General features: G+C 65.4%; 9 protein-coding genes. 3 read left to right on the top strand and 6 right to left on the bottom strand.

The genetic code is table 11. The annotated features are described in order from the left end of the window. Nucleotides 1–24: 24 nt before the first annotated feature. On the bottom strand, nt 25–1,746 hold the full coding sequence (locus ACIQAC_RS34640) for a discoidin domain-containing protein (protein ID WP_402198274.1): 1,722 nt from the start codon (nt 1,744–1,746) through the stop codon (nt 25–27). 329 nt (nt 1,747–2,075) lie between these two features. Between ACIQAC_RS34640 and ACIQAC_RS34635 the strand changes: the two genes are divergently transcribed. After that, entirely contained in the window at nt 2,076–3,068 is a 993-nt protein-coding gene (locus ACIQAC_RS34635) for a LacI family DNA-binding transcriptional regulator (RefSeq protein ID WP_402198272.1), read from the top strand. A gap of 175 nt (nt 3,069–3,243) precedes the next feature. On the opposite strand, the gene ACIQAC_RS34630 is transcribed toward ACIQAC_RS34635, so the two are convergent. Together ACIQAC_RS34630 and ACIQAC_RS34625 are read right to left on the bottom strand one after the other, a co-directional pair. Further along, the gene (locus tag ACIQAC_RS34630) at nt 3,244–4,221 is read right to left on the bottom strand and encodes an alpha/beta fold hydrolase (protein ID WP_402198270.1); all 978 of its coding nucleotides are present in this window, start codon (nt 4,219–4,221) and stop codon (nt 3,244–3,246) included. 59 nt (nt 4,222–4,280) lie between these two features. Then, nucleotides 4,281–4,862: a YdeI family protein gene (locus ACIQAC_RS34625; RefSeq protein ID WP_402198269.1), complete on the bottom strand. Its 582-nt coding sequence runs from the start codon at nt 4,860–4,862 to the stop codon at nt 4,281–4,283. A gap of 768 nt (nt 4,863–5,630) precedes the next feature. Here ACIQAC_RS34625 and ACIQAC_RS34620 point away from each other — a divergent pair. Further along, nucleotides 5,631–6,341 (top strand): N-acyl homoserine lactonase family protein, encoded by a 711-nt coding sequence (locus tag ACIQAC_RS34620; RefSeq protein WP_402198266.1) that lies wholly within the window; start codon nt 5,631–5,633, stop codon nt 6,339–6,341. A 644-nt stretch (nt 6,342–6,985) separates the two neighbouring features. On the opposite strand, the gene ACIQAC_RS34615 is transcribed toward ACIQAC_RS34620, so the two are convergent. From ACIQAC_RS34615 to ACIQAC_RS34605, 3 genes are read right to left on the bottom strand one after another with little or no spacing between them, the layout of a single operon-like run. After that, nucleotides 6,986–8,926: a hypothetical protein gene (locus tag ACIQAC_RS34615; RefSeq protein ID WP_402198264.1), complete on the bottom strand. Its 1,941-nt coding sequence runs from the start codon at nt 8,924–8,926 to the stop codon at nt 6,986–6,988. Beyond that, the gene (locus tag ACIQAC_RS34610; RefSeq protein WP_402198263.1) at nt 8,926–9,498 is read right to left on the bottom strand and encodes a hypothetical protein; all 573 of its coding nucleotides are present in this window, start codon (nt 9,496–9,498) and stop codon (nt 8,926–8,928) included. Before ACIQAC_RS34610 ends, ACIQAC_RS34615 begins: the two co-directional genes overlap by 1 nt. After that, nucleotides 9,495–10,823, bottom strand: coding sequence for a dsDNA nuclease domain-containing protein (locus ACIQAC_RS34605; RefSeq protein WP_402198260.1), 1,329 nt, complete (start codon nt 10,821–10,823; stop codon nt 9,495–9,497). Before ACIQAC_RS34605 ends, ACIQAC_RS34610 begins: the two co-directional genes overlap by 4 nt. 331 nt (nt 10,824–11,154) lie before the next feature. Between ACIQAC_RS34605 and ACIQAC_RS34600 the strand changes: the two genes are divergently transcribed. Further along, a complete protein-coding gene (locus ACIQAC_RS34600; protein ID WP_402198258.1) occupies nt 11,155–12,078 on the top strand; it encodes a hypothetical protein in 924 nt (307 codons plus the stop codon). Nucleotides 12,079–12,265: the final 187 nt, after the last annotated feature.

Here is a 12,265-nt window from a genome sequence, read left to right as displayed (position 1 = left end):
GGCGTTGGGCGAGTCCGCCGGTGACTACTGGAAGACCCGCACGTAGTCGACGAGCATCCTGGACGGGAACGGGGTGCTGGAGTCGGTCGGGCCGGGCCAGTCGCCTCCGACCGCCAGGTTGAGGATCATGTAGTGCGGGTGGTCGAAGATCCACGGACCGCGGGTCTGCTCGACCTGGTCCTTGTCCAGGGAGAAGACGGTCCGGCCGTCGAGACTGTAGGTGATGCCCTTGCTGTTCCAGTCGGCGGTCCAGGTGTGGAAGTCGTCGGAGAAGTCCGCGTCTCCGGGCAGCCGGTAGGGAGAGCCGATGCCGCCTCCGCCGTTGTAGGCGGGCGCGTGGACGGTCGAGTACGCCGTCTTCACGTCCTTGCCGAGCACTTCCACGATGTCGATCTCGCCGTTGTAGGGCCACGGTCGCCCTGTCAGGAAGTCGGCGCCCATCATCCAGAACGCGGGCCACAGTCCGTTGCCCTTGGGCACCTTGATACGTGCTTCGATCCGGCCGTACGTGAACTGGAACGTCGCGCCGGTGTTCATCCGCGCCGAGGTGTACTGGCACGTGGTGCTGCCGCTCAACGGGTCCCGCGGGCACGACGACCCTGCGGTGACCTCCTTGCGCGCCTCCATCACCAGGTTTCCGGCCCCGTCCAGCGCGGCGTTGCGGTGATCGGTGTAGTACTCCAACTCGTTGTTCGGTCCCGTCCCCGGATCCGCCCTCCACTTCGAGGCGTCGGGCCTGCTTCCCGCGGCGCCCTCGAACTCGTCGCTCCACACCAGCCGCGGCGGGTTCGCGGGGTCGCTCGGCAGGGGCGGAGCCGGGATCGGAGCGCCACCACTGCCGTACACCTGGAACTCCCACAACGAGTAGCCGTAGGGAGTGGCACGCTCGGTGCCGTACATGCGCACGTAGCGACCGCTGCCGGAGACGGTGAGCGTCTGCTTGAATCCCGTGCCGGACGTCGTCGAGTAGATGGGCTGCCAGTCCTGTCCGTTCGAAGAGACTTGGATCTGGAACGACTTGGCGTAGGCGGGATCCCACTGTAGGACGACCTTGTCGATCTGGGCCGTCGCGCCGAGGTCGATGGAGATCCAGCCCGGATTGGTCCATCCCGTGGTCGAGCTTGTCGCCCAGCGGGACGCCGGGTCGCGGTCGAAGGCCCTGGCCGGCGTGCATTCCCAGCAGTTCTGGTCGCTCTGGGAAGAGGAGGCCGCACCTGTCCTGCCGTATGAAAGCAGCGTGCCGGGGTCGGTGGGCCCACCGGAGTCCGTGGTGCCGTACACCTGGAACTCCCACAGGGAATACCCGTATTGGGTGCCACGCTGGGTGCCGTACATCCGTACGTAGCGGCCAGTGCCGGCCACGGCCAGGCTCTGGGCGCCGCCCGTGGCCGTGGTCGTCTCGTGAACCGGCGTCCAGTCCTGCGCGTTGTCCGACACCTCGATCCTGAACGCCCTGCCGTACGCGGCCTCCCAGTTGAGGGCGACGCGGCTGATCCGGGTGCTGGCCCCGAGATCGATCCGTATCCACTGCGGATCGGCGAACGCGCTGGACCACCGGGTGCCTAAGTCGCCGTCGACGGCGGCGGGAGCGCCGAAGGCTCCCTCGGTGCTCGAAGCAGTGGCGGGCTTCCCCTGCGAGAGCAGAACCTCCGCCGCCTGTGCGGGTGGTGCGGGCAAAGCGATGAAGGCCAACAAGGAGGCAGCTATGGCCCAGAAGAGCACAAATCTATTGCGAAGAGTTTGCATATGCTACTCCTCAAGTGGGGTTTGAGGTCAGGGAGCGCTCCCCCAGGGGAGAATGGAGGGGGCTGGCAGACCTGTCAAGGCTCTTGTCCACTAAGAAAAATCGGCGGCAGAGGGATGGTTGGAAGCCGGGGGAGCGATCCCCGACGCGCGGCTGCGATGGGCAAACGCTTGCGAGAAACTGCAAAGTAGGGTGATGGCTGCGGCGGGTTCATGCCGCCCTGCCTGCGGATACGCTGCTGTCTTCGCCACGACGCAGAGCCGGAGGTCGCCTCGATGAGAAAACCCTCCCCGCGCAGGTACTCGGGAGGCGGCACAGGGGACGGCCAGGCATGAAACGCCCCACTCTCGAAGTGGTCGCCGCCCGGGCCGGCGTGTCCAAATCGAGCGTCTCCCGCGTCATCAACGGTGAGACGACCGTCGCCCCGGAGATCCGAGACGTCGTTATGCGAGCCGTCCGCGAACTCGGGTATGTGCCCAACGGAGCGGCACGCAACCTCGTTACGCGCCGCACGGACACCCTTGCCCTGGTCGTCTCCGACCCGCCTCAAGGAGTCGTCTCTGACGACCCCCTGTTCTCAGCTGTCGTTCGCGCGGTCAGTCGTGAACTGGAGACCGCGGGCAAGCGACTTGTGCTCATGCTCGCGGAGTCGGACGAGAGCCGGACCAGAGTGGAGCAGTACATCGCCGGCGGGCACGTGGACGGCGTCATCCTCGTGGCCCTGCACGGTACGGATCCACTGCCGGCCGCGCTGGCGAGGCAGGGCCTGCCCGTCGTCTCCTTCAACCGCACCTCCGCACAGGACGTCCCGTACGTGGCCCTGGACAACGCCGGCGGCGCGGCGCTGGCCGTACGTCACCTTCTGGAGCGAGGCCGACGCAGGATCGCGACCATCACCGGACCGCTCGAACTCTACGAGGCCCGGGAACGCCTCGACGGCTACCGCCGGACACTGCGCGACACCGGACGCCGCTCCATCGTGGCTTTGGGGGATTTCACCAGGGTTTCCGGTGCTGAAGCCATGCGTCAGCTCCTGGAGGACGACCCTGACCTCGATGCCGTGTTCGCGGCCAACGACCTGATGGCGATCGGAGCCCTGCGCACCCTGCGCCAGGCGGGACGACGCGTACCGGACGATGTGGCCATGGTCGGCTTCGACGACATAGAAGCCGCGTCCTATACGACCCCGGCGCTCACCTCGGTACGCAGCCCGATGGCCGACCAGGCAACCGCCGCAGTCCACTTGCTCCTCAGACTCATCGGCGGTGGCCCCACGGATCCGGTGATCATGCCGAACGAACTTGTGGTCCGCGAATCGACCTGATGCGACAACACACCCTCCATCAACCAACAGGGCGCGAGATGCGGTCGCGAAGGGCCTTGAGCCGCCACGACGGTAGCCACGTCTGTCTCGGGGATGCTTCGAAGGAGCGGTGGTTGCCCCGAGTCCACCGCACCAAGGTCCACGGCAATGCGCACCGACGGTGCGGCCATGTGGCCTATTTGGAAAAGGCGGTCAAGGATTTCGCTACGGTGGAATCCTGCCGTGCCAGCCATTCTGAAATCACTTGGTTTGTTTCCTCAGGCATTTCCTCCTGAATCCAGTGACCGCAGTCCAGGCCGACCACCTCCACATTGGGCACGAACTCTGTCAGGGTCTCGGACCTCGGGACCGCCAAGTCCCGGTCGCCGTATATCATGAGGGCGGGCTGCTGGATGATCGGGTCGACGTCCGCCAGCAGGTGCCAGTTGCGGTCGAGGTTCCGGTACCAGTTGATGCCGCCCGTGAATCCCGATGTTTCGAACCCGGAGATGTAGACCGCCAGGTCGCTGTCGCTCATGACGGGCTCACCGAGCGGTGCTTCCGCCAGGGCGAGGTTGATAAACGCCATGCCCGGCTCAGGGGGCGCCGGGGGCACGTTCTTCCGGTAAAGGTTGCGGATGAACTGGCTTGTGTTCGCATCGAACACGGCGTCCGCAACGCCCGGCTGCCGATTGAAGTGGACGAAGTAGAAGTCGCCGCCGAGGAACCGTTCCATGACCTCGATCCACGGCGTTTCGCCGCGCACCTGGTAAGGCAAGGACAGGTTGATCACCTTGTTCACACGGCTGGGGTGAAGCAGGGCCAGCGACCAGACGACGAACGCACCCCAGTCATGGCCGACGAAGGTGGCGTCGTCGTATCCGTAGTGGTCAAGGAGCGCGACGAGGTCGCCCGACAGGTGCTCGACGTCGTAGTCCGTCACGTCGGCCGGGCGGGACGAGTTACCGAAACCCCGCTGGTTCGGTGCGATGACGTGGTAGCCGGCTTCGACGAGTACGGGCATCAGATGACGCCAGGAGTACGCGTGCTCGGGCCAGCCGTGGCAGAGCACGATGGGCTTTCCCCTGTTTTCTCGCCCTGCTTCGAAGACTTCGATTTCCACACCGCTGACCGGAATGATGACGGGCTTGGGGAAATCGGCAGAATTGGTCATCGTGTTTCCTTATTGCTTTCGGGGTGATTGGGATTGGGATTGGGTGAAGTTCCGGTCGATCATGACGGCCGCTCAGACCTTGCCATCGACGCCACCATCCGCTCCAAGCGGACCCGCCGCGTCTTCTCGGTACGGGCGGTGACCAGACCGAGGTACAGCGCGAACTGGTCGGACTTGCCGAGCGTGTCGTAGAACGCCCGCGCTGCCGGGTTCGCGTCGAGGGCTTCGACGAGATCCGGTGGCGCGGTGGCGTTCTTCGGCGAGGCGTATGCCCTTGCCCAGCGGCCGTCTGCCCGCGCCGCCTCGACCTCGGCAAGGCCGCGGGGGCGCATCCGGCCTGCCGCGATCAGCGCCTCGGCCTTGTCGACGTTCACCTGCGACCAGGTGGAGCGGGGGCTGCGGGGTGTTGTGCGCTGAAGGAAGTACGTGTCGTCAAAGCCGCGCCGCAGACCGTCGATCCAGCCGAAGCAGAGCACCGTGTCGACCATCTCTTCCCAGGTGAGCGACGGGATGCCGGTGTGCTTCTTGGCGATCTTCACCCAGAGCGCGGTCCGTTCCCCGTGATGTGTGTCGAGCCAGACCTCAAGCTCGGCCGGGCTCGCGGGGACAAGGATCTCGACGCCGTCCTCGTACTTCTGCATAAACCGCAGACTAGAGGCCCTATAGGACAGACGCTGACCTACTTGAACGCACCGCTCAGGTGACCTGCTCAAGCGGCTTACTCAGGCGACTTGACCGGCTCACCACTTGGCGAGCTTCGCCCTGCTGCCGCAGGCCATCCGTCGCGTCGACGAACTGCTTGCGCTGACGGCCGACGTCGAGGTCGCGTACTCGGGTGTGCCCGATATCCCCGCTGTGGTCGCCCGGAGGAACATGGCGTCACCATGCCCCGGTGGCCACAGGCGGTGACCACCGCCCGTCAGACACTGCTTGACCTTGCCGCTGGCGGCAGGGTTGCACGATCACCGGCATGAACAGCACCGCAGAGCACAGCACCAGGATCGTCGCCGTCACCGGAGCCGGCGCCGGGATCGCGGGTCCGTGTGGGCGGATCCGGCGGCCGCCGGGGTGCCGGGCCACGGTCGGCGAGCACCCCGGCGTCGGGGCGGCAAGCCCCCTTCGGCAAGTACCAGCCGTGCGGGCGACCACTGTCCTGGGTCCTGACGCGGCGGTGTCCAGCTCGGTGGCTATATCAGTGAGTGCTGATACCGGTTGTCGATCGCGAGTGACAGCGCCCGGTGTCGGTGGCTAGTGATATCGCTGAGTTTTGGCCCGCGCCGCTGCCCAGGACTCTGCCGCAGGCTGAACTCCACACGCGAATCGCGTTCCTTGCGGTCGATGACGTCGGTGGTGGTTCTGCTCTCGGCAGACTCGCCGACCGGAACACCCAGACCTGCCAGGCTGGCCGTATGGGGACGAACATGTCGGTGCGCCGGCTCGATCTGGGGTATTTCATCCGGCCCGCATCGGAGACCGGCGGCCCGCAGCCGCGGGTCGAACCTGTGCTTGCCTACCTGGTGCAGTGCGATCACGGCCTGATCCTCTTCGACACCGGCATCGGCAAGGCGGACCCCGAGACCGAAGCCCATTACCGTCCCCGACGCCGGGCCCTGAAGGATGCCCTGTCCGCGGCCGGAGTCGCCCTTGACGACATCTCCCTCGTCGCGAACTGCCACCTTCACTTCGACCACTGCGGCGGGAACCCTCTCCTGGGCGGCAAGCCCATCCTGGTCCAGGACGTCGAGCTGGCCACTGCCCGCAACGGCGACTACACCTTCGACGAACTGATCGACTTCCCCGCAGCGTCCTACGAGGAGCTCGCCGGTGAGGCCGAGGTCCTACCGGGCGTCTGGATCATTCCGACGCCAGGGCACACCCAAGGGCATCAGTCACTGGTCCTCCGGCAAGCCGACGGCACGGTAGTCCTCGCCGGTCAGGCACACGACTTCGCCTCCCACTTCGCATCCGACCAACTGGCCCGCCAAGCCGCACTTCACGGAGTGGAGCAGCCGCTTCCCGCCTACCAGCACTGGCTGGAGCGACTCGCCGACTTCGACCCACGACGCGTTCTCTTCGCCCACGACTGCTCGGTCTGGGAACCGTCGCAGAGCACCTTCTAGTGCGGATCGGACGAATCCAAGCAGGGTCGCCCCAAAGCGCACCGGCGACGTTCGCTGTCAACGCTGCGAACAGGGACCGTCAGTGTCGAAGTGGTGTCGGTTCTCATCGACATTTCGCGGCCGTGTGATCGACAAGTGGCGTTGCTGCTGCCGCCATCATCTTGCCCTCGACCTGGTCGTGGCTCGGTACGCTGCCGATCAGCGCCCTCACGCAAGCCGACGTTCTGAAGCGGGCTGAGCGAAAGGCGCCTGACGAGTGAAAGACCAGGTCAGGCGCCTTTTTGTGTGCGTCTAGAAGAAGCCGAGCTTCTGGGGGGAGTACGACACCAGAAGGTTCTTGGTCTGCTGGTAGTACATGGCCTCATGGGCCTCTGAACTGCGCTAATGTCTGGATTTTCTGGATGCGAAGCGTGCGTTGGTCCGGGCCTGGTCCGGATCATGCTGGTGGCAATGCTGGACCGCAGGATGCCGTCTCGCGATTGCGATGCCGCCGGATCGGTCGCAGGGGCACTGCGCGATCATTCCGACTGTGCACGCCACTTCTCCTCCCTGGCTAACGAATTGCGAGTCGACCACCGGATCCGCTCGTCAGTCTCACCACCTTCGCCGGGTCGGCCGGAACCGTCGGATCAACGTCGTACCGGCTACGCCTGGTACTCGTCTTCGGTGCGTGTGGTGTGGCCGGGGCCGGGGTGGGCGACGCCGGGGACCATGGGGCTGGGGTAGTCGAGGGGAATCGTGCTGAAGGCGCTGTTGGGGATGGGGGCGGTGTCATTGTCGGCGATGATCAGCTGGACTTGGTCGCCGTAGGTATCCGCGAGTGCCTTGAAGCGGCTGTAGATGCGGCGTCCGCGTTCACGGTCGGCCGGGTTGTTGCCCAGCGCCTTGCGGGGGGAGTCGATGATCAGGAGGGAGGGGACGAGGACGTCTGGGTGAGTGAGCCCGAACTCCAGCAGGGCAAGACTGTAGGCGATGTTCACGCAGGTGGTGATTCCGCCGCCGGAGGCCTGCAGTCTGTCGAAGGGATCGCCGTCGACAACCGGCAGGTACGTTTCGGGGTCCACCACGGCTGTCTGTACCCACGGCAGATGCAGCTCCGTCAGCAGGGTGTGGAAGTTGCTGCTCAGGTCGCTGACCAGGTTTCCGCGTGCGGCGAGTGCGGCCGTCTTGGATTTGATGTCTGCCTGGGTACGCGCGCGTCGCGCTTTGATGTCCTTGACCGTCTGAGCGATCGAGCGTGCGCGGGCCCAGGCGTCGCGCAGCTGCGTCACGGCGTCGATGCTCGCACCCAGAGCGGCGACGCGGGCGCTGGAGTCGGCAATCGCGTCGAACCGCGGAGCGACCACGTCGCGGGTCTGGGCATCCAGTTGCCGCCGTAGCGTTGTGGTGAGGAAGTCGGCCTGCTGCGCACGGACACGCGCGGTATCGAGAACCTGCGCATCACCTGCAAAAACGCCCTGGGCGTCACGCAGCTGACTCTCCAGGGCCTCACGGGCCTGCTGGACGGCTGCGGGGTCAATCGTGTCGTCAGGCGGGTCGTGCTGAAGACAAACGATGCAGTGATCATCCTGGACGGACCGTGCCTCCAGCCGCTGCATGCATCGCGGGCAGACGACAAAGTCGAACGGGGAGAGCTTCTCGATAGCGGTTGCGGAGCGCTCCAGCCGTAGGAGGTCAAGCTCGACCTGTGCGACGACGGCTTGACGGGCTTCCACCAGCTCCCGGGCGGCCGCCACCTCCTGGGCGGCGTCCCTCGCCGCTTCGACCGCCTGTCGGAGCTCTCGACGCAGGACCGCATCGGCGGCACTGCTCTCCTCCAGCTCGGAGCGAAGGGAACCCAGCGCGGTCTCAGCGAGCTGCAGCATCTCGCGCAGCTGCACGAGTTCGGCGCGGAGCTCGTCGTCGCTGCGCGAGTCCGAAGCGGCCAGGAAGCTGCTGACACTCTCGTGCTCGCTCTCCTTCGCTTTCATCTCTGCCCGAAGGTTGCCCGCCAGACGTTGCAGTTCCAGCAGAGCGCTGTCCGTCAGGCCGAACATCATCTTGAAGAGGGCTCGCCGCTTCGGATTGAAGTGGGATTCGTGGTGGTGGACGACCTGGGTGTCGATATTGATCGCTTCGAGATAGACGTAGGCGAAGAGGTCGGCGAACGTCACATTCAGCGTGCCAGCCTTGCCGTCGCGGCGCGTGGGGATCGTTTCCCGGGGGAAGCCGAGGGCGTTCAGCAGATGGTCGGACAGTGTCGTCTGGCCGGCCTCGGCCCGGACGATGAAGCTCTGGCGCAGGTTCATAGTGGCGGGGTCGAGGACATCGACACGGTTCCTGCTGTCCTCATCGCCGATCGTCCTCTTGAGCACCAGGTGCTCGTCACCAACGAGGATCTCGGCTCGCACGGAGTGGACATGGTCGCGCACGGCCGGAGTCAGGATGGCGCTGCCGCCGATGACGTGCTTGAGCAGCATGAGGAGGCTGGACTTGCCGCTACCGCTGGGCCCGCTGATGACGGTGGCCGTCTGGTCGAACCGGTAGGTTTTCTCGGCGTCGGCGGTGGTGACCGTCAGGGAGAGGAACTTGAGATGGGCTGCCATCAGATTTCCGTTCGCCAGGGCCTGTCCACCGCGTCGGGCAGGCGCTCGTAGATGAGCGTTTTCAGCGCTGACCCCGACTTGTTGAAGTGTTTCTTCAGCAGCGCCGTCCGCTGGGCCACGACCGCCCACTCAGCTGACTCGGTCAGGGTGCCGGCGACGATGGCGCCACTCGCGGTGATGCGGAACTCGGCCATCCCGGTGCCGGCATACGTGATCAGATCGCGTGCGGCCAGCGAGCCGAGGACGCTGTAGTAACGCTGGTCCCATGGGCCGTACTTGTAGCGCGTCATCCGGCTCTCCACTGCCAGTCGTTCCGAGCCGGTGGGCTCCGTCCCGCGGGGCCAGCTGATCCCATCTTCGGCGAGCAGACGCTCCAGCATCGCCGGGTAGCGCAGGAGGAAGTCGAGCTTCGCCAGTTTCGTCAGCCCGTCCAGACCCTTCTTCGCCGTGGTGAACCGGTCGATCAGAAGCAAGACCCTGGCCTCGTGATAGTGCGCCTCACGTCTCTCCTCACTGCGCGCCTGTGTCCTGATGCGCACGGCGGCGGCCTGGCGATCCGAGGCGTTCGTCACGATGCTTCCTCACCGGCGACATCGAACCATTCCGAGAAGTAGAACTCGCACTCGTCGCACAGCTGATAAGCCAAGCCACGCAGATGCATCTTGTTGATCTTGAACGGGAGCGCCGCCGACATCTGCTCCGGCGTCAGCTGCTGAGTGAGGAGCCGGTTCATCCGCGCTCCGTACGGGCGGCCCTCTCCGGTGGCGTTCTGCGCGTGCTCACGGCATTCGAAAGCGGTAGCCGCTACCTCCAGGCGCATGTTCGCGAGATCGGTGATGTCCCCCGGCAGCCCCGAGCGGTGCTGCGCCCACGCCAGGTACCACGCTGACCGTAGCTTCTCCGCATGGGCGGCCTCATCGGGAGGCACGAGCCCTCGCGCCAGCTTTTTGCGGAGGTTCGCCCCTCCGGGAGCGCTCACCGGCAGCTGACCACGGGCGAAGGTGGGTACCGTGAGCCGGCTGTAGACGATCTCCTCCAAGACAGAGGAGCGGTACAGCGTGCGGCGGGCGATGCGATGCTGCATCTGCGTGTTGTAGCGAGCCCGGCTCGGGTTGGCGATGTACTCGGCCAGTTGCCCGCGTTCACCTTCGCCTCGATTGGCCTTCTCGATGCGCTCGACAAGCCGCCGGTAGGTGGTCTCTACGTCCACATGATCCAGCCCCAGGGACGCGATAGCCGGCCGCAGGAGCTGCTGAATGTTGACGTCAGTAACGAACCTGGCGGACGGCACCTTCTCGAAGTCGATGTGCAGCACCGCCATGAAGGCCTTAATCGTGGCGATGAAGCCATCGGGAATGGCTATGTCGGCCATCCTAGCGACCTCTGGCACCACCGGAATGTTCGAGTAAGGCTGCTTCCAGCGGATCTTCAGGAAGTACTGTGCAATGGCCTTCGCCACGGTGTCGATACCGTCGGTGACTTCCGGGTCAGAGCCGCACATCCGCGCGAGAGCGGCGGCGTTGTTTTTGGAGGTGTTCAGAGCTCCGTTAGTGGTCAGGCGCAGCTGGACGTTGCTCGCACCGCCACACGCGCGCCAGCTGTTGAACAGGTGAGCCAGGCCCCCGTCCTTGCACAAGTCGCCGACGTTCCAGAGCGTCCGGCGGTACTGACGGTGCTTCACCGAAACCAGCTCGACCCGGCCGTCCTTGAAACCGACGACGAAGTCCTCGTGCCACTCGCAGACGACGTACTCGATGTCCTCGTGAGTGAGCATGGCCAGACACGCCTGCGCCGCGATTTCAGCCTGGAACCGGTACAGGCCGAGGGTGTCGGAACCGCTGTCCTCGCCCGGCGCACTCCGGAAGATCGGGTGCACGAAGTCATCGTCATCATCCACAGCGTCTACAGCTACGTCGACCACAGCCACCCCCAAGCTGCCCGCCCACCGTGCCCACCGCCGCGAGCTGGAAAATCCAAGATCCCCAGGGTTACCACAGCCCAGCCGCAGCGCGTAACCAGGCGATCACAGAAAACTGGAATGCTCTGGCTCTCACGCCTGTTGATTGCGAACCGACCTCCATTACCAGGGCTTGCCCTCTCCTGGGTGGGAATTCGAAGATCCCGCGAAGAGCTGGCTCGGCAGTGCGACCCTGGCCTCAACTCCGGAACCCGGAGTGCACCGACGAACTCGAGGTCGAATGGCAGCCCCTAACGAGGTCGGCCGGTATGTGTACTGGTCAGACCGAGCAGTCCAACGAGTTGCCGAGGAGAACGGCATCGAGCTCGCGGGACGTCGAAGCTGGACATTCGGCCTCTCACTCATCGGTCTCCAAGGCGGCTTCGGACCGAAGCAGCGGATGACACGAAACCGGCTTGAGGAAGCGCGCCGCGTTCTGCGGCACATCGGTAGCGCGGCGACGGAGGCCCTGGACACAGAACCCGAAGCCGCGTACGTCAGAGGCGTTGGCAAAGTCGAGTTCGCAGAGTTCGCCGCATGGCACACCCAAGACGCCGCACTCATGCACGTTCAGGTTCGAAACGTGCACGGCCAGAGGATCGACCTCTGCCTCTTCGGAAGCATGGACAACCTACGCGGCTTCGGCCCGAGCGACGGCTTTGTTGACGGCTGGACCTCCTCAGCGGCACCAGCAGTGGAGGAGCTGCTGCGTACCAGGGGAAGACAGAACACCTCCCAATGGGACTGCCAAGAGTCCCGCTCCGTTGAAGCGTTGAAGATCGTTCTGGACCAGGGTTTCTCCAGCGCCAGCGGAGAACATGCGGGCCGCCCAGAGACCCGAGGCTTCACCATCGGCCACGCCGGGCACTGCGAGTTCTTCGCCGAGATCTACACCGACGTCGTACTCGACCCTGCACGGTGGAACCTCGAAGGCGAGTCAGCCGGCGCCGAACGCATCATGGTCGGCAGACCGCTGTGGATCCGAACAATGACCCCCGACGCCGTCATCCGCTACGCCGAGCTGCGCAACGGACCTGGGTGGTCCCGCCGTCGCTGGCTGCGTTCGCTGCGCGCCCTGACGCGGCGCCGGCGGACCGACATCTCGCCGCCCGACGTGGTCACCGTGGCGTTGGTGACAAGCGAAGTCAGTTCTCCCCATCCCACTCGACGACGCAGGTTCCAGGCCCCGGACTGACAGGCGAGAGACCGCGTCTGGCAGAGCAGTGCCGCTCCGGGGGCCGCAGAGCCTCCACTGAGCCCGGCGCCGCGTACTGCCCCGCTGCCTGAGTCTCGGTCTCTGCCACTGTGTCGCCCTGGTGGTGTCGACGGTGACAGCTATCGGGCTTCGGCAATTGTCTGGTCCGCCTTTTCCGGCTGTCGCA

This window comes from Streptomyces sp. NPDC088387, assembly GCF_044753385.1.
Classification (GTDB): domain Bacteria; phylum Actinomycetota; class Actinomycetes; order Streptomycetales; family Streptomycetaceae; genus Streptomyces.
The sequence above is the reverse complement of the archived record's forward strand: the minus strand, read 5'-3'. Positions and strand labels throughout refer to the sequence as shown.